Raw genomic sequence first — 22,545 nt, 5'->3', positions numbered from 1 at the left:
AAGATTGGCAACATTGATTAATGAAGGTAAAGCAAAGCAGTTATTTACAACGGATGATCCTAATATCATTCAAGTGCACTATTTGAATCAGGCGACTGCCTTAAATGGTAAACGAAAAGAACCCGTGGCTGATAAAGGGGTCGTTAATAACCAAATTGACAGTTTGATCTTTAACTACCTGAATCAGCAGGGGATTGCGACACACTTTATCAAGCAGTTGTCACCCAGTGATCAGCTCGTTAAAAAAATGAAGATGGTTCGCCTGGAAGTCGTTGTCAGAAATTACGCTTCCGGCAGTTTTCAACGTAAATTCGATACGGACTATTTACTGAAATTTGATGAACCGGTTCAGGAATTTTACTACAAGAGTGACCGCTTAGATGATCCCTTCATCAATGACTCACAGATTCACGCTTTACAGATCGCCACACCGGAACAGTTAAGTACCATGCGTGATCAGGTCTTTAAGATCAACCAGTTACTGAGTCAATTATTTGCGAAAGCCGGCATCACCCTCGTTGATTTCAAGGTTGAATTTGGGTTTGACCCGGATGGCAACTTGATTTTAGGCGATGAGATCTCACCAGACTCTTGCCGGTTAGTTGATGCCCAGACGCACGCATCATTAGATAAAGATGTCTTTCGAAAACATACTGGTAACGTTATGGATGGGTACCGGACCGTTCTTTCACGGCTGGAAGCAACAGTTAAATAGGAGGCCTCAAACATGTTCCTAGCTCAAGTACACGTGACCTATAAACCTTCGATTCTAGATCCGCAAGCAGTTGCCATTAAAAACGCCATGCACCGGTTAGACTTTGATCAGGTAACGGCGGTACGGCAGGGAAAATATTTTGAAATCACCGTGGATGCACCCACTTCAGACGCAGCTGAAACACAGATCGAAGCCATTTGTGATCAGTTGTTAGCTAATCCGAATATGGAGACTTATCGCTATGAAGTAAAGGAGCTGGCTAACCAATGATGAAATTTGCGGTGGTCAGTTTTCCGGGTTCTAACTGTGATGAAGATCTCTACTATGCCATTACGGATGATCTGCATGAGGATGCAACGATTGTGCCGCATACCGCAACGGACCTGACGGAATTTGACGTGATCTTGATTCCAGGCGGTTTTTCTTACGGTGACTATTTACGGGGTGGCGCGATTGCCAAGTTTGCGCCAGTCATGAGTGCAGTTAAAGCCTTTGCCCAAGCTGGAAAGCCGGTACTGGGAATCTGCAATGGGTTTCAGATTCTGACCGAAGCTGGTCTCTTGCCCGGTACCTTACAGCATAATCGGCAAATGCAGTTTATTTGTGAACCAGAACCGTTATTAGTGGCCAATAACCAAACAATGTTTACCGCTGCTTTCCAGGATCAGCAACAGATCACCTTACCGATTGCTCATGGCGAAGGTAACTACTACTGTGACGCTGCTACGTTAGCTAAACTGCGTGACCGGCATCAAATTGCGTTTACGTATCAGCATAATCCCAATGGCAGTGTGTCAGACATTGCTGGGATCACCAATGAAGCCGGCAACGTTTTAGGGATGATGCCTCACCCAGAACGGGCGGTTGAAGCTATTCAGGGTGGCACGGACGGGTTATTAGTATTTAAATCACTGTTACAAGCTCACTTAAGGACGGTGTAAACGGAATGCAGGAACTAAAAACGGAACCAACGCCAGCAGAAATTCGTGATCAAAAGCCGTATGAAGCTTGGGGCCTATCGCAACGTGAATATGAGTATATCTCGCAAAAGTTGATCGGCCGTTTGCCAAACTATACCGAAACGGGTCTGTTCGCTGTGATGTGGAGTGAACATTGTTCGTACAAGGATTCGAAACCGATCTTACGTAAGTTTTGGAATGACGGTTCACGGGTGATTCAGGGCCCTGGTGAAGGCGCTGGGGTGCTTGATATCGGTGATGACCAAGCCGTAGTCTTTAAAGCGGAGAGTCATAATCATCCCAGTTTTGTGGAACCGTTTGAAGGGGCAGCCACCGGTGTCGGCGGGATTATCCGAGACATCTTTTCAATGGGGGCCAAACCGATTGCGTCGTTAGACAGTCTGCGTTTTGGGGAACTGGATAAGCCGAAGAACCGGTACCTATTGACCGAATGTGTCGCCGGCATTGCCGCTTATGGTAATTGCATTGGGATTCCCACGGTGGGTGGTGAAATCGGCTTTGATGCCGTTTATGATGGCAATCCACTAGTTAACGTGATGTGTGTCGGACTGATGGATCAGGCAGATCTAAAGCGTGGCCGGGCGACCGGTACGGGTAACAGCATCATTTATGTTGGCGCGAAAACCGGTCGTGATGGGATTCACGGGGCGACGTTTGCTTCCAATGAATTTAGCGACGAAAAAGCGACTGACCGCTCTGCCGTTCAAGTCGGTGATCCGTTTATGGAAAAATTGTTAACGGATGCCTGCCTTGAAATTATCCATGATCACTCTGAAATCTTGATGGGGATTCAAGACATGGGCGCGGCCGGACTGGTCTCTTCGTCAGCCGAAATGGCTTCAAAAGCTAAAAGCGGCGTTACGATGAACCTGGACTTAGTGCCGCAGCGCGAACCTGGGATGAGTGCGTATGAAATCATGCTCTCGGAATCTCAAGAACGGATGCTGTTATGTGTGAAGAAGGGTGAAGAACAGACCGTTTTAGACATCTTTGCCCGTTACGACCTGGATGCCGTCGTTGTTGGCCACGTCACGGCTGACCGGCAGTATCGACTCTATCAACATGGCAAACTCGTCACGGATGTGCCGGTCACGAGTCTTGTTGACGATGTTGTCGAGCGCGAACAGCCCAAAAAGAAGCCGGCGCGGCTGGAAAATGTTCAGCCAGCCCAGACGCCAGTTGTCCAACAGCCCGCAGAAACGTTAAAGAATCTATTGGCTCAGCCGACGATTGCTTCCAAGCAGGCGGTGTTCAAGCAGTATGATTCTCAGGTCCAAGCCAACACTGCTGTGACACCGGGAAGTGACGCTGCGGTGGTCAGAGTTCGCCACACCAAGAAAGCGTTGGCGATGACGACTGACTGCAATGCCCGTTACATTTACCTTGATCCATACGTTGGCGGTCAAATTGCGGTCAGTGAAGCGGCCCGCAACATTGTGGCTAGTGGTGGCATTCCAATTGGTATTACCGACTGTCTCAACTTTGGCAGCCCCAGTGATCCGGAGAGCTACTGGGAACTGGATCAATCAGTTCAAGGAATCGCTCAGGCGTGTGAACGGTTCGATACACCGGTGATTTCCGGGAACGTTTCGATGTACAACGAAACGGATGGCCGTTCCATTTATCCGACGCCGATGATCGGGATGGTAGGTCTGATCGAGGACGTGGCCCAGATTACAACGCAATCCTTTAAAACAGCTGGTGAAGCGGTTTATCTTGTGGGCGACACCGGTAATGATTTTGCCGGTTCAGAATTGCAAAAATTACGGGGCCAGATGACACCAATTGGTCAATTGAACTTTAATCTCGATGCCGAAGCGGCTAACCAGCGACTAGTTCAGCAGGCGATTCGTCAAGACCTGCTCCAAAGTGCTCACGATTTAAGTGAGGGTGGCCTAGGCGTGGCCCTTGCCGAAGCGTTATTTGAGTATCAGTTGGGCTTTACGGGACAAACGGAACTCACCAATAGTCAGCTATTCAGTGAGACCCAGTCACGGTTCATCGTTAGTGTTCAACCCAAAGACCAGACTGAATTTGAAGCCTTAGCTGGCAAACAAGCGGTATTGCTTGGCCGGACCACGGATCAAGATGCCGTTCAACTGGTGACCGCCGATGGTCAATTAACAGCTCGCAGTTCAGAACTTAAAGCCACTTTCGGAGGTGCGCTAGGATGCCTAATGAAATAAAGGGACTGAATGAGGAGTGCGGCCTGTTTGGTATCTGGGGAGCTGATAACGCTGCTCAGTTAACCTATGACGGCTTGCACAGCCTTCAGCACCGTGGCCAGGAAGGCGCTGGTATCGTGAGCAACGAGAACGGCCAATTTCACCGGCAACGGGGCTTAGGGTTGTTAGCTGAGGTCTTTGCTGATCCGCAAAAAATAGCTACTTTGCCAGGAACAGCAGCCATTGGGCATGTGCGGTACGCGACCGCGGGAAATCATGGGATTAAAAACATTCAGCCCATGTTTTTTGATCATCCTGGTGAAGGTCAATTTGCACTTGCCCATAACGGTAATTTGACGAATGCCACTCAGTTGCGTCGTGACTTGACGAAGAAGGGCGTGCAGTTTCAGGCGACTTCTGACAGTGAATTATTAGGTGAACTGATTCAAACTAGTTCGCAAACCAACTTCATTGATCAATTAAAGGCGTCCTTAAATCAGTTACGCGGCGGTTTTGCTTACTTACTGATGACACCTCAGATGATGGTGGCAGCGTTAGATCCAAATGGGTTTCGCCCATTAGTGGTGGGGAAACTAGCGAATGGTGCAATGATCGTTTGCAGTGAAACCTGTGCGCTGGATCAGGTCGGCGCCACCTTTGTCCGCGACGTTGAACCCGGTGAAATTATTATTGTGACCGATAAAGGAATGCAAATCGATCATTTTACGACCGATACGCACCTATCAATTTGTTCAATGGAATATATTTACTTTGCTCGGCCGGATTCTGTTATTCGTGGGATCAGCGTGCATGAAGCGCGGAAGCGGATGGGTGCAGCGATTGCTAAAGAAGCGCCGGTGAAAGCCGACGTGGTTATCGGGGTGCCTAATTCGTCCTTATCCGCCGCTATTGGATACGCGCAAGCCAGTGGGATTCACTACGACATGGGGATGATCAAGAACCAGTACGTTGCCCGTACGTTTATTGAACCCACCCAGGCTAAACGGGTGCGCGGTGTCAGTATGAAGCTGTCAGTGGTTAAATCAGTGGTTGCAGGTAAGGACATTGTGCTGGTTGACGATTCAATCGTGCGTGGGACCACCAGCAGCTACATCGTGAGACTCTTAAAACGAGCGGGCGCTAAATCCGTTCACGTGAGGATTGCTTCGCCAGTCCTTAAGTTTCCCTGTTATTATGGGATCGACATCCAAACGACTAAGGAATTGATTGGTGCCAACCATTCGGTACCAGAAATTTGTCAGCTGATTGGGGCGGATTCATTGGCTTACCTGAGCGTTAACGGTTTAGTTGAGTCAATTGGCGCGTTAAATGATCAGCCTAATCATGGTTTATGTACCGCTTATTTTGACGGTCAATACCCAACCCCGCTTTACGATTATCAGGCTGGCTTTGATGCAGACGTTGCCCGTTTAGGCTTATATGAAGGAGCGAATTAAGTTGACAAGCCAATACGAACAAGCTGGCGTAAACATTCATGCAGGTGAAGAAGCAGTTCAAGACATCAAAAAGATTGTCGCGCAGACTCATGATAGCAACGTGTTGGGCGGTTTAGGTGGTTTTGGTGCCGAATATGAATTGACTTCGGTGCTTGCTGGCGTTAGTCAGCCGGTATTGATTTCTGGCACGGACGGTGTTGGCACCAAGCTATTACTGGCAATTGAAGCTAATCAGCATGCGACGATCGGCATTGATCTAGTGGCGATGTGTGCCAATGACGTCCTCGCTCAGGGTGCCAAACCGCTGTTCTTTCTAGACTATATTGGTCTAGGTGAATTGGAACCGCAAAAGGTCATGACGATCGTCAAAGGAATTGCCAACGGGTGTCAGCAAGCCGGTTTATCGTTGATTGGCGGCGAGATGGCCGAAATGCCCGGTATCTATCGTTCAAAGGATTACGATCTCAGTGGTTTTGCGGTTGGTTTAGCCGATAAGTCCCATCTATTGGGCGCCATGAACGTTGCTGAAGGCGACCTGCTGATTGGCCTAGAATCCAGTGGAGTTCACTCTAACGGCTATTCGCTGGTCCGCAAAATTATTCAGGATGCTGATCTAGACCTGCAGCGAGTTTATCCCGGGTTACAGCAGCCCCTGATCGATGAACTGCTGACGCCAACCAAACTTTACTATCAGGCGGTCTATCCGCTGGTTAAAGCCGGTCAGCTGCACGCCATTGCGCATATTACTGGGGGCGGTTTGGCTGATAACCTTAGCCGCATGATTCCCTCGAAGCTAACGGCATTGATTGATCCGGCCAGCTGGCAAGTTCCTGCGATCTTTAAAGTGTTGCAGGAAGCCGGGCAGGTATCAACTGACGAAATGCGCCAAGTATTTAACCTGGGTATCGGCATGGTGCTGGTGGTCTCACCAAGTCATCTTGATCGGGTGAAAACCGGTTTGAAGCAGCAGAATACGGCATACCAAATCATTGGTAAGGTGGTGAAGCGACGTGAACAATCAGTCCAGTATCAAGCCTGATCCACGAATTGCGATTTTTGCATCCGGTAATGGCACTAATTTTGAAGCGTTAGTCAACGCGGATTTACCAGCACCGATCTGCGTTTTGGTTTGTGATCACGCGGATGCACCAGTGATTCAGCGCGCTAAACGGCATCAGGTTCCCGTGATCTTGTCAGTGGCTAAAAAAGGGGTCAGTAAAGCACAGCGCGAGCAGCGGTTACTTCAAGACCTAGCACCGTTTCACGTGACTATTTTAGTGTTAGCCGGCTACATGCGCATCGTTGGGGAAACGCTGCTCAAAGTTTTCCCACGACACATTATTAATATTCATCCAGCTTTGCTGCCGTCATTTCCGGGGCGGCACGGTATTGAAGATGCGTATCAGGCTGGTGTTAAAGTCACCGGGGTCACGATTCACTATGTGGATGGCGGGGTCGATACCGGTGAGATCATTGCGCAAGCAGCGGTTTATCGCAGTGAACAGGATAGTTTAGCAAGTTTAGAGGCCAAGATTCATGCAGTTGAGCATCAGTTATATCCCCAAACAGTTTCTCAATTAATTAAAAAAGGAGTGCTTTAATTTGGCTAAATTAGCATTATTAAGTGTGTCGGATAAGACCGGTATCGTGGCGTTCGGGTCGGAACTGACTAAACGCGGTTATGACATTATCTCCACGGGTGGCACCCTAAAAACGTTGGTCGACGGTGGCGTCAAAGCCACTTCAGTCGAGGACGTGACGGGTTTTCCTGAAATGCTGGATGGCCGCGTTAAAACGTTGCATCCCCGGATCCATGCCGGTATTTTGGCGAAACGTGATAATCCGGAACACATGGCTAAGTTAAAGGAAAATGGCATTCGACCAATTGACCTGATCTGCGTCAACCTGTACCCCTTTAAAGCTACGATTCAAAAAGACGGAGTCACGGACGCGGAGGCCATTGAGCAGATCGATATTGGCGGACCTTCAATGCTGCGCGCTGCCGCCAAGAACTTTCAGGATGTGACCGTGATCTGTGAACAGGCTGATTACGCGGAATTCCTTAAACGCTACGACGCTGATCAGGTGGATCGTGCTTATCGTCGGCACTTAGCGGCGAAGGTCTTTCGTCAGACCGCAGCCTATGATGCCTTGATCGCCAAATACATGACAACGGAAGCTTACCCTGAAAAACTGACCCTGACCTACGAAAAAGTTGAGGATATGCGCTACGGGGAAAACAGTCATCAAACCGCCGCTTACTATAAGGATCCGATTCCGGAAGATTATTCTTTAGCCCACGCTAAACAGCTCCATGGCAAAGCGTTATCCTACAATAATTTACGGGATGCGGACGCTGCTTTGCGGATGATTGCTGATTTTGACAAGCCGGCCGTCGTTGCTTTGAAGCACATGAATCCTTGTGGCATCGGTGTGAGCGACAAGTTACTCACGGCTTGGAACTTAGCCTATGAATCTGACCCAATTTCGATTTTTGGGGGCATCATCGCTTTGAATCGCAAGGTGGATCTCGCCACTGCTAAAAAGATGCACGCGTTATTCCTGGAAATTATCATTGCCCCAGCGTTTGACGACGATGCATACGCCATTTTAGCCAAAAAGAAAAACCTGCGGATCATGACGTTGGACTTCGGTAAAATGAATCCCGACCATAAAGACCTCGTGACGGTACTGGGTGGCGCCTTGTATCAAGACGCTGATACCACCCATGAAACGATCAGTGACTTCAAAGTCGTTTCTAAGGCGCAGCCAACTGAAGCGCAGTTAAGAGCACTTCAGTTTGGTCAAATGGTCGTCAAGCACGTGAAGAGTAACGCCATTGTAGTCACAACGGCTAACCAAACGTTAGGTGTTGGCGCCGGGCAGATGAACCGGATTGATTCGCTGAAGATTGCGGTCGACAAGGCTGAAGATAAGGCCAATTATGGTAACGCCATTATTGCTTCTGACGCCTTCTTCCCAATGGATGACTGCGTTGAATACGCCGCTAAGCACAACATTAAAGCAATCGTTGAACCGGGTGGCAGCATTCGGGATCAGGATTCCATCGATAAAGCTGACGAGTATGGCGTAGCATTAGTCTTCACTGGTGTTCGGCACTTTAAGCACTGATTTCAGACTGGGAGATGTGAACATGGAAAACTGGTTAGTAATCGGCGGTGGCGGCCGCGAATATGCTTTAGCACAAACGTTAGCCAAAGCACCCGACCGGCAGATATACGTCGCACCTGGTAACGTGATGATGAATCAAATACCGCGAGTTAAAACGGTTGCAATCGATGAGATGGCCTTTTCAAAGCTGGCTTACTTTGCTAGTGGCCACCATGTTCAATGTACGGTTGTTGGACCGGAGCAGCCCTTATCAGCCGGTATTGTGGATTATTTTGAAGCACGGGACCTGCCAATATTTGGGCCTAATCAGCAGGCAGCACAGTTGGAATCATCCAAAGTCTTTGCCAAACAGATGATGCAGCAACACCACGTGCCAACGGCAAATTACCGTGAGTTTACAGATCAGGCGGCTGCTTTAGCTTACGTTCAAACACAGCAGCCCCCCCTCGTGATCAAGGCTAATGGTCTGGCTGCGGGGAAGGGTGTCATCATTGCCAACACGGTTCAAGCAGGCGCTGAGGCCGTTCAAAAATTGATGACGGCTGGTTCTGACAAGTTACTGATTGAAGATTATTTGCAGGGTGAGGAATTTTCCTTATTCGCCATGGTGCAGGGCACCACGTTTATCACCATGCCAATTGCGCAAGACCATAAGCGCTTAGCCGATGGCGACCAGGGACCTAACACTGGTGGTATGGGTGCCTATAGTCCAGTCCCGCATATTAATAATTCGTTGAAACAGGCGGCTGTTGATGAAATTATCAAACCAATTTTGACTGGTATGGCCGATGCTGGGACGCCCTTTAACGGGTTCTTGTACGCTGGCTTGATCAAAACGCCAGCTGGGATTAAGGTGATTGAATTTAATGTCCGTATGGGGGATCCGGAGACCCAAGTCGTTTTGCCGCAGCTGCAAACTGATTTAGGGGCCGTGATTCTGCAACTGAAGCAGGGGAAACGGCCGCAGGTTCAGTGGCAGCAAGACGAATTTTATCTTGGAACGGTCGTTGCCTCCCGTGACTATCCCCGTTCAGTGGTGAACGGTCGGCAGTTGCCCACCATTACGGATGCTAAAGTGACGGTCAGCTATGCGGGTGTCAGCCAAGCTGGCAGTCAAATCGTGAGTCATGGCGGTCGCGTACTCATGGTAACGGCCCACGCCAAGGACTTGAAAGCGGCTCGGACAGCAGTGAATGGCGTGCTGGACGCGAACGTCGATCAAACGGCTTATACGTTTCGACATGACATTGGGTTTCACGCGATTGACTGATTAATACGGTTAATAATGAGAAAACACGGCATAACGTTAAGAGAATTGATTAAATAGAGAAGACAAAAAAGCACTATGATCCCATCAGCAGCATTGCTGAGGAAGTCATAGTGCTTTTAAATTTTGACAATCTTTATAATTTGTTAAATATGTTTAAATATTGATATGACTGGTCATAAAACTGTTATGCTTTAGGCTCATGGTTAAGTAATTGAACGACTTATACATATAAACGTTGCTCAATGGTCGAAAAAATATTAAAATAATATGTAATTTGCAAAAATGGACGAATGAAAGCAGGTTTTTAAAAAATGACTGAAATGTCAAATCATAATGACGGTGGTAATACAGTGCCAAATTCACAGGACCAAATGGTGAAAGGGTCTGCCTGGATGACTGCCGGCAGTATCTTTTCACGGATACTTGGCGCAATCTACATCATTCCTTGGGGGATCTGGTTTGGCAGTTACTTCTTCCAAGGAAACGCGCTGTATGGGAAGGGCTATAACATCTATAGCTTTTTCCTGATTGCAGCGATTGCGGGAATTCCCTCAGCAATTGCCAAACAGGTGGCGCACTATAATGCCATGAATGAGTATGGCGTGGGCTTTCGACTGTACAAGCATGGGTTTGTTTTAGCAGCCATAACGGGTCTCATTTGTGCTAGTCTGCTCTACTTTGGCGCACCGCTGTTTGATGGCGGCGATCCACGGGTGGTACCGGTCTTGCATTCACTGGCGTGGGCGGTGCTGATCATTCCGGTGATGAGCCTTTCGCGGGGCTTTTTCCAAGGGTATCAGCAAATGGCGCCTTCCGCGATTTCGCAATTTGTGGAGCAGCTTGCGCGAGTGGCCTATATGCTGGGATCAGCTTTTGTTATTATGCGCGTTTTGCATGGTAACTGGATCACGGCGGTTTCCCAGTCAACTTTTGCGGCCTGTGTTGGGGCCATTGCCGGGACGTTGACGCTGGGGTGGTACTATTTAAAGAATCGGTCCAACTTTAACTATTTAGTGGCCAATAGTAAAAATGAAATTGTGGTGCCGGCTAAACAGCTTTACCAAGAAATTTTACAGCAAGCCTTGCCGTTTATTGTTTTGGGTGCTGGAATCACCATTTTTCAGTTGATCGATCAGTACACGTTCTTCAACTTTATGCGCGGTACTGGGGTGACCTCAACGGTGATGCTGAATAACTTATTCGCCATGTTCAGTGTGAACGCCAATAAGCTGATCATGATTACCGTGTCACTGTCTTCCGCTTTGGCAATTACCGTGGTACCGCTACTGTCTGAAGCCTTTACCCGTAACGACCGTAAGGATATCAGCCATCAGCTCACCAACGCGATGCTGTTATTTGAGTTTGTGATGCTGCCCAGTGCTTTGGGTATGGCAGCAATCGCTCACCCGTTAAACATTATTTTTTATGGGACCTCACACAAGGAACTGGCAACTGCTGTACTGGCTTTCTCATCGTTTGTTTCAATCATGCTAGGTCTGTTTAGTGTAACGTCTGCCATTATGCAGGGGGTTTCGCAAAACAAGCGGGCGGTTCGCTACTTTGCGGTAGGGACAATTGTAAAATTAGCGCTGCAGTGGCCATGCATCCATTACATGGGTGTCTTTGGCCCGTTAGTTGCGACTACGTTTGGGTTCCTGGTCGCTAATTATCTGATCCTGCGCTGGTTAAATCAGGCGTTTGGCGTGGACTTTGCGGGAATTGCCAAGAAGACCAATGGTATTTTGGCCTTCTCGTTGCTGATGTGCGTGGTTGCTAACTTGCTGGTTCAACTGACAACACGTCTTCTGGGCACCTTTATGGTGGTTGACTCCCGAATCGGCAGTTTGATAGTGGTCCTCATCGCAGTTAGTATTGCTGGCTACCTTTACGTTTATCTGGTGCTGCACACTCGCTTGGCCGATACCGTCCTTGGTGATCGAACCAGTCGCTTAAGAACCATGCTGCACATTAAGTGAAATGAATAAGGGACTGAGATATCATTTAGATCTCGGCCGAATAATCAAATAACGACTGATTTTCCTAAACTTGGGAAATCAGTCGTTATTTGATTACGCTCTAAAAGTTGATCGCGTTATTGATTTAGTGCTGATGATCATGCATAAAACGGGGTAATTGATGGATGATCTGAGTGGGTAAAACGACGTACTGGGTCTGGGCTAATTCGTCCGCAATGGCGCTGTGGGCATAAACGGCAGCTAAAACTGCCTTGGTCTGATCCGCAAATTGCGCTGTAAAGCCGCCAATCATTCCCGCCAAAGTGTCGCCCATGCCACCGGTAGCCTGAGCGGGCGTGCCAGCCGTGTTTAAGAAACTGCCAGTGGGGGTGTAGACCTTAGTTTGATGTGATTTGAGCACAACGATACCCCCCAATTGCTGACGAACGGCCTCGTTAGCGTCATCGGTCTGATCGGCAATCTTGATACCGGATAAACGCTGCCACTCCATCTGGTGAGGGGTAAAGACGAGGTTGGCCTTAGGCAAGCTAAGGTGGCGTTCGGATACCAACGTAATTGCTGAACCGTCAATGATCAGGGTTTGATCCGGTTTAACAGTGTCGAAGACCGTCCGCAGCACAGTCATACTCGTCGCGGTTGTTCCCAGCCCGGGGCCAATGACCACGGTGTTGGCAGCGGCAACGAGTTCGACGAGTTCCTGATGGTGCGTATAATCTGCGACCATGGCTTCAGGCATTCTAGCGTGCAGGCTCACAGAGTTACTTGAATCTGTCAGCGTGGTATTCAAGCCGGCACCGCTGTATACGCTGGCTTCAGTAGCCATTAAGATCGCACCGCCAAAGTGGTCGTTGCCACCAACTAAACAGACCCGGCCATAAGTGCCCTTATGACTTTCTTTGGGCCGAACCCGAATCGTTTCGGAGAGAATTTTGTCTGTAAGTGTTTCCACAATTATCGCCTTCCTATTTATTGATCCTTAAGTCGAGTATAGCATGCTGGTTTAAACCTGTGACGAATTTTAATGATTAGAGCGGTGTAAATTTTGCCTGAACCCCCGGCGGTCTGCTCCCCATGAGGGGCGTTGTATGCTAGAATGGTACTTGAGAAATCAATATTGGAGGAAACTTAAATGTCAATTGATTGGAAAGCAGCTGCGCAGAAACACCAAGCAGCTTACATCGACGATTTAACCAAACTAGTCGCCATTCAAAGTGTCCGTGACGATGCTAAAAAAACTGCTGAAGCACCATTAGGACCAGGCCCAGCTAAGGCACTGCAGGCCTTTTTAAACATGGCTAAACGCGATGGCTTCAAGACAACTAACCTGGATAATTTAGCCGGTTTCGTTGAATACGGTGAAGGTGACGAGACCGTTGCCATCTTAGCCCACGTTGACGTGATGCCAGCTGGGGAAGGCTGGTCCACCGAGCCGTTTACGCTGACTGAAAAAGACGGTAACCTGTATGGTCGTGGTACTTCTGACGACAAGGGTCCCGCACTGGCTTGTTATTATGGCCTGAAGATCTTAAAAGAACAGGGCATTAAACTAAATAAGAAGGTCCGCTTTATTCTCGGAACTGATGAGGAAAGTAACTGGACTGGCATGACGCACTACTTCAAGACGCAGCCGGAACCCACTATGGGCTTTTCACCGGATGCTGAATTTCCACTGATCAACGGTGAAAAGGGGAACGCTACCTTTACGTTAACGACGCAGGGGTCAAATGGCGGTCAGTATAAGCTGAACTCATTTACCGCGGGATTACGTGAAAACATGGTACCCCGTGATGCGCACGCGGTGGTTGAAACTGACGATAACGAAGCCTTGGTCAGTGACTTCACGGCTTTTCTGGATGAAGCCCCAGTTACCGGTGACGTTAATATTGACAAAGATGGCGTCCACTTCCATTTGATCGGCAAAGCTGCTCATGGGATGGAGCCTAAAAACGGGATCAATGCCGGTACTTATTTGGCATCATTCTTAAAGACGTTGGACTTTGGCGGTGACGCACGGGCCTTCTTGGAACTGCTCGGTGGCGACCTGCATGATGATTCCCGAGTTCACAAGCTGGGCTTGGCCTTCACCGATAAAATCATGGGTGAATTGACTATGAACGTGGGTGTCATGGTCTTTGATGCCGGCAAGCCAGGTAAGATCGTCCTGAACTTCCGTTATCCAAAGGGCATGACTGCCGACGATCTGCAAACCAAATTGACGCAGGTTGCCGATCAAAACCACTTTGAACTGAGCAAAGGCCGGGAAATGGCACCGCACTACGTTGATCCTAAGGACCCAATTGTGACGACTTTAATGGGTGCTTACCAGGAAATGACGGGTAATAAAACGGTGCAACCCGAAGTTGTCGGCGGCGGTACCTATGGCCGTTTGATGAAGCGGGGCGTGGCCTTTGGCGCACTCTTCCAAGATCACACACCAGATACCATGCACCAAGTGGATGAGTTCCAACCAATTTCTGATTTGATGCTGGCCATGGCGATCTATGGCCGTTCAATTGAAGCACTCGCAAACGAATTAGCAGACTAGGAAGTGATGGCATTGGCACAGCTCAGTAATTATCAAAACGTGATGGTCGGTGTAGACGGTTCAAAACAGGCGAAACGGGCGGTTCAAAAAGCAATCGCGGTTGCTAAACGCAATCAGGCCACCCTGTATATCGTGAGTGTTCTCAATGTGAGCGAGCTGACAAGTCTCGGCAAGTCCCGGTTTGGGTTTGGTGCGGTTGATCCGGAGGTGCTGGATGATTTTAAGCACAACATGGATCAAGTGGCTGCCAAGTATCGCGATGCTGCCGTTCAAGCTGGTCTGAAACACGTTGAGATCCACGTCACCTTTGGCAACTCCAAATTGGAGCTGGCTAAGAATTTACCCCAATTGCTGGGAGCGGATCTGATCGTTCTTGGTGCGACTGGTGCTAACGTTGTGGAACGGATGATGATGGGCTCCAATGCCAGTTACGTTGTGACCAACGCTGCCGTTGATGTTTTAATTGTACGAACGGATTTAGATAATCAGCAGATTAAGGTCTTTTAGCGCAAATTAAAAAGTCTCGATGCATGATTTATGCACCGAGACTTTTTTAATTTAAAGTATTCATTACATTACATCGCGTTTGGAACGGAGTCAGTGCTTCTGATGTCACGAAGCGCATCGTCCACTTGGCCTAACACGATATCAACGTTCTTGGGATCTTCAAGGTTGTAGCGCTGCAGGTCAACTTTGATCTTTGGGCTAACGTCAAAGTCATCAAACCATTTTTGGTAAGCTGACCACATCTTGTAGTAGTAAGATTCCAGTTCAGGATGACTCGCAATTTGTTCGTAATCCCGGCCACGCTTCTTGATGCGATAAAGGATCGTATCAAAATCACTGTTGGCATAGACCAGTAGATCCGGTGCCTTTTTAGGCAACCGATCCAATTCACCCATCATGTTATCCAGTAACTTCAGGTAAACGGATAATTCGGTATCGCTAATGTTGCCTTCAGCGTTGTTTTCTTTAGTAAACAAGGCATCTTCATAGATCGAACGGTCAAGGATGTTATTATCATCAGCCAAGGCCTGCTTGATCATCGAAAAACGCTTATTTAAGAAATAGATTTGTAGCAAAAATCCGTATTGTTTCGGATTCGAATAGTATAACGGCAGTACTGGGTTTTCACCCACTGGTTCGAAGAATGCCTTGGTTCCTAAGTGTTCCGCAAGCATTCCAGTTAAAGTTGTTTTTCCGACACCAATCATTCCGGCTGTAATAATCACCATAATAGCCCCTCTTTTAATAAAATATGCAACATATAGTGTACCATAGTTTTCCAAGATACCATATGTTCTTTTTTATTTTTTTAGTTTTGATGCCTTAAAGCGCGTTAAAACAGCATTTAACGGGGGTTAAATTCGTGATTTTATTGGCAGCAGGGGATTGGTAAGCGTCAGTGACCGTTGAAAAAACGACTAGTAGTATAATTAGTGTAAAGGGAAAAGGAGTGTGGCTGAGAAATGTATGATGCAATCGTATTTTTTGATTTGGACGGTACTTTATTTGATGACCAGAAGAATGTTCTGCCTGCTAGCATTGAGGCAATCAAGCAAATGTCAAAGAATAATATTCTTTCTGTCATTTCTACCGGCCGAAACGTTTTTGAAGTGCAGTATGTGTTAGACGAAACTGGACTGGATACCATCGTCAGTGCCAACGGCAGTTACGTTCAATACCAAGGTAAGAAACTTCACCAAGAAGTGATTGATGAGGATGTTTTGAACGACTTTACCGAGTATGCTAATCAGCAAGGAGACCCGGTCGGCTATTTCAATAACCGCGGTTTCCGGTTGAACAAGGCGAATGACGCGACGACCGCGAACTTTAAGCTGTTGCGCCTGGATGCCCAAGTTGACCCCGATTTCTATCATCATGAACCGATTAATTTTATGAACGTCTTTAATGAAGATAAGGAAAAACAGTATCAAGAACGGTTCAAGGGTGTGCTTTCTTTGGTTCGGAACAACCCACGGGCGCTGGACACAATGAAGGCCGGCGTTTCTAAACGGACCGGGATTCAAATTTTGCTGGAAGCTGCTCACTTAGGCAACGTACCGACTTACGCCTTTGGTGATCAGTTAAACGATCTGCAGATGTTTGACATGGTGGATACCCCAATTGCCATGGCGAATGGCCACAAATTAGCTAAGGAAAAGGCTGCTTATGTAACGACTTCCAATATGAATAATGGGATCGTTAATGGGTTGAAGCACTATAATCTCATTAAATAAGTAACGGTTAACCAAGACTTGAAGGTTCCTAAAAGGGGCGATCTTCAAGTCTTTTTTGTTCAGGAATAATATTCCAGTAATATTCTGGTAAAAAATTCCAGCCTAGTTATTTAGAAAACTAATAACTGTATATGCTATTGAAACCAGTGTCAGCCATGGGTTACTCTAAGTGAGTAGTCACTTTACTTTTTTGGGTAAAGTTAAGAAAAACGTTAGATAATCAAACGAAAAGTTACTTTGCAACACGTTATCAGATAAGTAGAGGTGAGTGAAATGACAAAAACGAATTATTTTGGCGGTATCGATGTTGGCTCAACCACGGTCAAGCTCGTGGTCATGGATCAAGCTAACCAAACTGTTTTTGCACGGTACGAACGTCATTATTCAGATGTAAAAGGTGCCACTGAAAAAATTCTGCGTGAGGCAATTAGCGAACTTGGCAAAGATGCCAAATTGGCTTGCACGATCACCGGTTCAGGCGGCATTGGCTTGGCCAATCTGCTGCAGCTCAAATTCGTGCAGGAAGTGATTGCCTGCACCAAAACCGTTGAGACTTTGATCCCGCAAACGGACGTGGCCATCGAGCTAGGCGGTGAAGACGCTAAGATCACCTTCTTTGGCGACTCACTGGAACAGCGGATGAATGGGAGCTGTGCTGGTGGTACCGGGGCCTTTATTGACCAAATGGCAACCCTGTTAAAGACGGATGCCAACGGGTTAAACGTGATGGCTAAAGATGCCCAGACGATTTATCCAATTGCTAGTCGTTGCGGGGTCTTTGCGAAGACCGATGTCCAGCCACTGATCAACGACGGGGCCCGTAAAGCTGATATTGCCGCTTCCATTTTCCAAGCGGTGGTTAATCAGACGATTTCCGGATTGGCTGCTGGCCATAAGATTCGCGGCCACGTGGCTTTCTTAGGTGGCCCGCTGTACTTTATGGATCAACTGCGTTACCGGTTTATTGAAACGTTAAAATTAACGCCAGAAGAAGTGGTCTTCCCAGAAGATCCGCAATTGTTCGTGGCTAAGGGAGCGGCACTGTATGCCTTTGACCAGCCAGAAACCACTTTAGGCGGTCTTTTGGATCAATTGTTAAACGGTGACGATTCTGGCATGCATCCCAGTTCTTCACTGGAACCCTTATTTAAGGATGACAATGAATTACAGGAATTCCGTAAGCGTCACGCTAAAGCCAAGGTTGAGACCCGTGATCTCGATAGTTATCAGGGTGTCGCCTTTTTGGGAATCGATGCCGGTTCTACAACCACTAAAGTGGCCTTAATGAGCGACGATAATAAGATTCTTTATACCTACTATGACAATAATGACGGTGACCCGCTGGAAAAAACTAAGGAAATTTTACGGGATATGTACAGTAAGATTCCTGCCGGAGTCACCATTGGTAAAACCGCGGTTACCGGTTATGGTGAACATTTGATCAAAAATGCCTTGATGGTCGATATTGGTGAAGTGGAAACGGTGGCGCATTATCGCGCTGCGCACTACTTCCAACCAGACGTTGACTTTATTTTAGACATCGGTGGTCAAGATATGAAAGCCATGACCATCAAGAATAACGCGTTATCAACGATTAAGTTAAACGAAGCTTGTTCTTCAGGCTGCGGGTCATTTTTGGAGACCTTTGCCACCTCGTTACATTACAAGATCCAGGACTTTGCTCAAGCAGCCTTGCTGGCAAAGCATCCTTCAGACCTCGGTTCACGTTGCACCGTCTTTATGAATTCCAAAGTTAAGCAAGTTCAAAAAGAAGGGGCGACGATCGGTGACATTGCGGCCGGTCTGTCAGTGTCGATTATTAAAAACGCGCTGTTTAAAGTGATCAAGATGCGCCGGGTAGAAGATATGGGTCACCATATCGTTTGCCAAGGCGGGACCTTTTACAACGAAGCCGTTTTACGAGCCTTTGAAAAGATTGCTGGCGTGGAAGTTGTTCGGCCAAACATTGCCGGTTTAATGGGTGCGTATGGTGCTGCTCTGATTGCGAAGGGCGAATATAAGACTGGCGACCAGACGACCTTACTCTCCGTTGATCAAATGGATAATTTAAGCTTCAAGAAGGAATACATGCATTGCGGGATCTGTGAAAACAACTGTGCGCTGACCATTACCGTCTTTAATGATGGCCGTCGCTTTGTGACTGGGAACCGCTGCGAACGTGGCGAAGCCCGTGGGATGAAGCAACGGATACCAAAGGATAACGGCAAGGTCAACTTGGTTGCTGAAAAATACAAACTATTGTTCAGCTACCGGCCATTGCGCAAGAAATTAGCGTACCGCGGCACGATCGGGATTCCACGAGTCTTAAATATGTACGAAAACTACCCGCTGTGGCAGACGTTCTTCCGTCATTTAGGTATTCGGGCACAGCTTTCACCAAAGGGCAATGAGAAACAGTACGAAAAAGGGATGGAAACCATTCCTTCCGATACGGTTTGCTATCCCGCTAAACAAGTTCACGGACACATTCAAGCTTTGATCGACCGCGGCTACAAGACGATCTTCTATCCTGCCGTGGTTTATGAAGTTGCTGAAAACGGTGACGCGGATAACCATTTCAACTGCCCAATTGTGCAGTCTTATCCTAACGTCATTCGCAATAACGTCGATGAGATCACTTCCGGTCAGGTTGATTTGATTTCACCTTACCTGAACTTAGCAGATAAAAAGGGAACTACCGATAATCTGTATGAAGCCTTGCGTAAGTTTGACATCAGTAAAGCTGAGATCAAAACGGCGCTGGAAGCCGGTTACAAGACGCTCGAAGACTTTAAGCAAAAGATTCGTAACCGTGGTGAAGATACCTTACGGATGCTGATGACCACTGGCGAGCATGGGATCGTTTTAGCTGGTCGGCCTTATCACTTGGATCCACAAGTCAACCACGGGATTTCTCAGATCATGACGGCGGAAGGCTTTCACGTCCTGACTGAAGATTCAATTGCTCATTTGGGCGATGTGAAGGGTCTCCGGGTCGTCAACCAGTGGGTCTATCACTCACGCTTGTACGCTGCTGCCAGAGTGGCTGCTAAGATTCCCCAATTGGAATTCGTTCAGCTCAACTCCTTTGGCTGCGGGATCGATGCCATTGATACGGATCAAGTTGAAGAGATCATGAACCAGTATAACCGGCTGTACACGTCGCTGAAAATTGATGAAGGCACCAATATGGGCGCTATCCGGATTCGGTTACGGTCATTAAAGGCCGCCGTCAAAGAACGGCAAAAGCGTAAGATCATGCCAATGAAGCTCCATGAAAATGACACGCCAGTTGATTTTACCCCAGAAATGCACAAAAAGGGCTACACTTTACTATTGCCAATGATGTCACCCATTCACCAGCATGGACTGGTTGACGTGGCATTGCAGGCTTCCGGGTACAACGTGGTCAATCTGCCAATGAAGGACCGGAAATCAGTCGATGTGGGGCAGCGCTTCGTGAACAACGATGCCTGCTACCCTGCCATCATTTCCATTGGTCAAATGGTTGAGGCCTTCCAAAGTGGTAAGTACGATGTGAACCACACCGCTGTTATGATGACCCAAACCGGTGGTGGCTGTCGGGCGACTAACTACATTCCACTGATTCGTAAAGCCTTAAAGGATGCCGGCTTTGGTCAAGTACCAGTGGTCTCCTTGTCATTAGGCAATCAGGGTGTGGAAGAAACCCCTGGCTTTAAGATGACCATACCGTTGCTGCGACGGGTCGCCATTGCCTTCCTGTATGGTGACTTGTTTGAACAAGTGGTTTATCGGACAAGACCTTACGAAACCAAGCCAGGCCAGATCGATAAAATGCATGCCGATTGGCTAAAGGTGGTTCGGCCGTCCATTGAAAAGGGCAGCTTTAAGGAATTCAAACGTAACGTTAACGAAATCGTCCAGGATTTTGATACCGTTAAACTCAATGAAGTCCGTAAACCAAAAGTCGGTTTAGTCGGTGAAATTCTGGTGAAGTATTCACCAATTGCGAACAACGACATTGTCCACCTGCTTGAAAAAGAGGGTGCCGAAGCAGTTGTACCTGATATTGTTGGTTTCATGAACTATTCGTTGTATAATCAAATTTATAAGTATCAGCATCTGGGAGCGTCTGTTAAGGCTAAGTGGTTTGCTGAATTTGCCATGCAGGTTATTAAATGGTGTGAGCAGCCGATGCAAAAAGCCTTGAACGCTTCGAAACGCTTCGAAGGTATCGAAGCCATTAAAAAGGTGGCCGATGATGCCAGCAAGATCTTATCGCTGGGTAACCAAACTGGTGAAGGCTGGTTCTTGACCGGTGAAATGATCGAGCTATTGAAGAGCGGTGTGCCAAACATCATTTGTATGCAACCATTTGGCTGCCTGCCAAACCACATTGTTGGTAAGGGCATGATCAAGGAGATCAGACGTCAGTTTAAGGGTGCTAACATTGCCCCGATCGACTATGATCCCGGTACCTCAGTGGTCAACCAGCTGAACCGGATTCGGTTGATGCTGGCAACAGCCAATAAGAACCTGGCAGCTGAAACGGCTGCAGCAACTGAAACAACGCCAGCGGCAGACAATCGTCGCGCTGTGCGATCACGACCGTCTGAAGTTGGGAGTACGGTCAGTGGCAGATAACAAAATGACAGATTAAAATTGGAGACAATGCCATGAAACATACTGATGTTGAAACGCTATTTGCGAATAATATTAAAACAACAAGTTTATCACCGAAGCAGCGGAAGGTTTTACAAGCAAGTTTAACGTTGTTTGCCCAGAAGGGTTATGAAAATACCAGTACGCTGGATATTGCTCATTTAGCAGGAGTATCAGAAGGCACGGTTTTTAAACACTTTAAGACGAAAGATGGTTTACTCCAAGCCATTTTGAAACCATTTATTCACGATATTTTTCCCCGCGTGGCTGACGAATTCCTAATTACCTTACACCAAAGTCCGTTTGATGATTTTGACTCCTTCTTAAGGTATGCCGTGCATGATCGCATGGTCTACGCGATGGATAATCGCCCAGAGATGAAGATCTTCATTCAGCAAATGGTTAAGGACCCCTCGATTATGACTAGTCTGACCAAGCGGCTGGGTAAGTTGCTTCAAGGCGGCGTTGACACCCTGTTTCGCGATTATAAGAAAAAGGGTCAGCTGGTTGACTGGGATTCCATGCGGATTATCAGGATGGTCAGCGGGGTGATTGTTGGGTATTTGATTCCCAACATCATTATGAGTGATACACCGCTAGACGTGGATAAAACCACGGATGAAGTTTGTGAATTCTTGATGGATGGTTTGAGACCCAGAAACTAGTTTATGGTAAATTAAAAGGTAACGTTATCCAGCTCAAAGTGAGCGGATAACGTTACCTTTTTTGATTCTGTTAAAACTAAGCCATTGCTTTTTCGATATTGGCTAAGGTCATCTGCGAGGTATCATCAAAGCGAACATCCGCAGCCGACAGGGTATCAGCGCTCCCAATGCCGACTGACGTTTCGTTAGCGGCGTTGATGGCCTGAATACCAGCAGCGGCATCTTCAACACCGATGCAGGTTTCTGGTGCTAAGCCCAGTAATTCGGCACCCTTAGTATAGATTTCAGGATCCGGCTTGCCCTTTGAGAGACTTGCAGGGTCCACGACCTTAGGGAAGTAGTCGGTAAGCTGCAGTTGCTTCAAGACGGTAGGACCGTTCTTAGATGCGGAGGCTAACGAGATCAAGTAGCCCTTGTCACGTAGGTCGTCTAGAAAGTCTTTAATTCCAGGTAAAATGTTTTCTGGGGTCATTTGTTTGATCTCGTGAACGTAGTTGGTGTTCTTTTCGGTGGCTAACGCAACCTTTTCATCGTGTGAATAGTCGTTTTGCTTGCCGCCAGTCTTTAAAATCAGTTCCAGGGAGTCCATCCGGGAAATTCCCTTCAGACCTTCCTCTAAGTCTTTATTCCAGGTGACGCCGAGCTTTTCGGCTAATTGCCGCCATGCCTTAGTATGATACAGTGACGTATCGGTAATGACACCGTCTAAATCAAATACGAAACCCTTAATCTGTTTGAATGTTGCCATATGAATCA

18 protein-coding genes are annotated in these 22,545 nt (G+C 47.5%); 15 read left to right on the top strand and 3 right to left on the bottom strand.

Features of this window, described 5'->3' with window-relative positions; genetic code table 11:
* Positions 1-4: 4 nt before the first annotated feature.
* The 10 genes from purC to CES79_RS07025 all read left to right on the top strand — a co-directional run bounded on the left by purC (position 5) and on the right by CES79_RS07025 (position 11,695).
* Positions 5-715: a phosphoribosylaminoimidazolesuccinocarboxamide synthase gene (purC, locus tag CES79_RS07070; protein WP_408005826.1), complete on the top strand. Its 711-nt coding sequence runs from the start codon at positions 5-7 to the stop codon at positions 713-715.
* 12 nt (positions 716-727) lie between these two features.
* Entirely contained in the window at positions 728-985 is a 258-nt protein-coding gene (gene purS, locus CES79_RS07065; protein ID WP_054654386.1) for a phosphoribosylformylglycinamidine synthase subunit PurS, read from the top strand.
* Positions 982-1,656: a phosphoribosylformylglycinamidine synthase subunit PurQ gene (purQ, locus tag CES79_RS07060; protein WP_290123383.1), complete on the top strand. Its 675-nt coding sequence runs from the start codon at positions 982-984 to the stop codon at positions 1,654-1,656. Before purS ends, purQ begins: the two co-directional genes overlap by 4 nt.
* Positions 1,657-1,661: 5 nt before the next feature.
* Entirely contained in the window at positions 1,662-3,881 is a 2,220-nt protein-coding gene (gene purL / locus CES79_RS07055; RefSeq protein ID WP_089136742.1) for a phosphoribosylformylglycinamidine synthase subunit PurL, read from the top strand.
* Positions 3,866-5,317 (top strand): amidophosphoribosyltransferase, encoded by a 1,452-nt coding sequence (purF, locus tag CES79_RS07050; RefSeq protein WP_054654384.1) that lies wholly within the window; start codon positions 3,866-3,868, stop codon positions 5,315-5,317. The genes purL and purF overlap by 16 nt, the downstream gene beginning before the upstream one ends.
* A gap of 1 nt (position 5,318) precedes the next feature.
* Positions 5,319-6,356, top strand: coding sequence for a phosphoribosylformylglycinamidine cyclo-ligase (gene purM / locus CES79_RS07045; protein ID WP_054654382.1), 1,038 nt, complete (start codon positions 5,319-5,321; stop codon positions 6,354-6,356).
* Positions 6,328-6,918 carry a phosphoribosylglycinamide formyltransferase gene (gene purN / locus CES79_RS07040; RefSeq protein ID WP_225362344.1) on the top strand — a complete coding sequence of 197 codons (591 nt, stop codon included), beginning with the start codon at positions 6,328-6,330 and terminating at the stop codon, positions 6,916-6,918. Before purM ends, purN begins: the two co-directional genes overlap by 29 nt.
* Position 6,919: 1 nt before the next feature.
* On the top strand, positions 6,920-8,449 hold the full coding sequence (gene purH, locus CES79_RS07035) for a bifunctional phosphoribosylaminoimidazolecarboxamide formyltransferase/IMP cyclohydrolase (RefSeq protein ID WP_089136740.1): 1,530 nt from the start codon (positions 6,920-6,922) through the stop codon (positions 8,447-8,449).
* Between the two features lie 22 nt (positions 8,450-8,471).
* Complete coding sequence (purD, locus tag CES79_RS07030) at positions 8,472-9,719, top strand: phosphoribosylamine--glycine ligase (protein ID WP_089136739.1); 1,248 nt, start codon at positions 8,472-8,474, stop codon at positions 9,717-9,719.
* 311 nt (positions 9,720-10,030) lie between these two features.
* A complete protein-coding gene (locus tag CES79_RS07025) occupies positions 10,031-11,695 on the top strand; it encodes a putative polysaccharide biosynthesis protein (RefSeq protein ID WP_408005825.1) in 1,665 nt (554 codons plus the stop codon).
* Between the two features lie 124 nt (positions 11,696-11,819).
* Here the strand turns inward: CES79_RS07025 and CES79_RS07020 are convergent, their stop codons facing one another.
* Positions 11,820-12,644: an NAD(P)H-hydrate dehydratase gene (locus tag CES79_RS07020; RefSeq protein WP_089136738.1), complete on the bottom strand. Its 825-nt coding sequence runs from the start codon at positions 12,642-12,644 to the stop codon at positions 11,820-11,822.
* 180 nt (positions 12,645-12,824) lie between these two features.
* Between CES79_RS07020 and pepV the strand changes: the two genes are divergently transcribed.
* A complete protein-coding gene (pepV, locus tag CES79_RS07015; RefSeq protein ID WP_054654380.1) occupies positions 12,825-14,240 on the top strand; it encodes a dipeptidase PepV in 1,416 nt (471 codons plus the stop codon).
* Positions 14,241-14,252: 12 nt separating this feature from the next.
* On the top strand, positions 14,253-14,747 hold the full coding sequence (locus CES79_RS07010; RefSeq protein ID WP_225362343.1) for a universal stress protein: 495 nt from the start codon (positions 14,253-14,255) through the stop codon (positions 14,745-14,747).
* A 68-nt stretch (positions 14,748-14,815) separates the two neighbouring features.
* Here the strand turns inward: CES79_RS07010 and CES79_RS07005 are convergent, their stop codons facing one another.
* Entirely contained in the window at positions 14,816-15,475 is a 660-nt protein-coding gene (locus CES79_RS07005; protein WP_089136737.1) for a deoxynucleoside kinase, read from the bottom strand.
* 234 nt (positions 15,476-15,709) lie between these two features.
* Here CES79_RS07005 and CES79_RS07000 point away from each other — a divergent pair, with 234 nt between their 5' ends.
* The 3 genes from CES79_RS07000 (at position 15,710) to CES79_RS06990 (ending at position 21,789) form a co-directional block, all read left to right on the top strand.
* Positions 15,710-16,480, top strand: a complete 771-nt coding sequence (locus CES79_RS07000) for a Cof-type HAD-IIB family hydrolase (protein WP_089136736.1) — start codon at positions 15,710-15,712, stop codon at positions 16,478-16,480.
* A gap of 273 nt (positions 16,481-16,753) precedes the next feature.
* A complete protein-coding gene (locus CES79_RS06995; RefSeq protein WP_089136735.1) occupies positions 16,754-21,106 on the top strand; it encodes a 2-hydroxyacyl-CoA dehydratase in 4,353 nt (1,450 codons plus the stop codon).
* 32 nt (positions 21,107-21,138) lie between these two features.
* Positions 21,139-21,789, top strand: coding sequence for a TetR/AcrR family transcriptional regulator (locus CES79_RS06990; protein WP_054654376.1), 651 nt, complete (start codon positions 21,139-21,141; stop codon positions 21,787-21,789).
* Between the two features lie 76 nt (positions 21,790-21,865).
* Here the strand turns inward: CES79_RS06990 and pgmB are convergent, their stop codons facing one another.
* Entirely contained in the window at positions 21,866-22,537 is a 672-nt protein-coding gene (gene pgmB / locus CES79_RS06985; RefSeq protein WP_089136734.1) for a beta-phosphoglucomutase, read from the bottom strand.
* Positions 22,538-22,545 lie beyond the last annotated feature (8 nt).

The sequence above is a fragment of the Secundilactobacillus silagei JCM 19001 genome (assembly GCF_002217945.1).
In the GTDB taxonomy this organism is placed as follows: Bacteria; Bacillota; Bacilli; order Lactobacillales; family Lactobacillaceae; genus Secundilactobacillus; species Secundilactobacillus silagei.
The sequence above is the reverse complement of the archived record's forward strand: the minus strand, read 5'-3'. Positions and strand labels throughout refer to the sequence as shown.

Excerpts from the sequence above, each read along its gene's own strand:
- purS (WP_054654386.1), top strand. The coding sequence starts at position 728 with ATGTTCCTAGCTCAAGTACACGTGACCTATAAACCTTCGATTCTAGAT.
- purQ (WP_290123383.1), top strand. The coding sequence starts at position 982 with ATGATGAAATTTGCGGTGGTCAGTTTTCCGGGTTCTAACTGTGATGAA.
- purL (WP_089136742.1), top strand. The coding sequence starts at position 1,662 with ATGCAGGAACTAAAAACGGAACCAACGCCAGCAGAAATTCGTGATCAA.
- purF (WP_054654384.1), top strand. The coding sequence starts at position 3,866 with ATGCCTAATGAAATAAAGGGACTGAATGAGGAGTGCGGCCTGTTTGGT.
- purD (WP_089136739.1), top strand. The coding sequence starts at position 8,472 with ATGGAAAACTGGTTAGTAATCGGCGGTGGCGGCCGCGAATATGCTTTA.
- CES79_RS07025 (WP_408005825.1), top strand. The coding sequence starts at position 10,031 with ATGACTGAAATGTCAAATCATAATGACGGTGGTAATACAGTGCCAAAT.
- pepV (WP_054654380.1), top strand. The coding sequence starts at position 12,825 with ATGTCAATTGATTGGAAAGCAGCTGCGCAGAAACACCAAGCAGCTTAC.
- CES79_RS07005 (WP_089136737.1), bottom strand. The coding sequence starts at position 15,475 with ATGGTGATTATTACAGCCGGAATGATTGGTGTCGGAAAAACAACTTTA.
- CES79_RS07000 (WP_089136736.1), top strand. The coding sequence starts at position 15,710 with ATGTATGATGCAATCGTATTTTTTGATTTGGACGGTACTTTATTTGAT.
- CES79_RS06995 (WP_089136735.1), top strand. The coding sequence starts at position 16,754 with ATGACAAAAACGAATTATTTTGGCGGTATCGATGTTGGCTCAACCACG.
- CES79_RS06990 (WP_054654376.1), top strand. The coding sequence starts at position 21,139 with ATGAAACATACTGATGTTGAAACGCTATTTGCGAATAATATTAAAACA.
- pgmB (WP_089136734.1), bottom strand. The coding sequence starts at position 22,537 with ATGGCAACATTCAAACAGATTAAGGGTTTCGTATTTGATTTAGACGGT.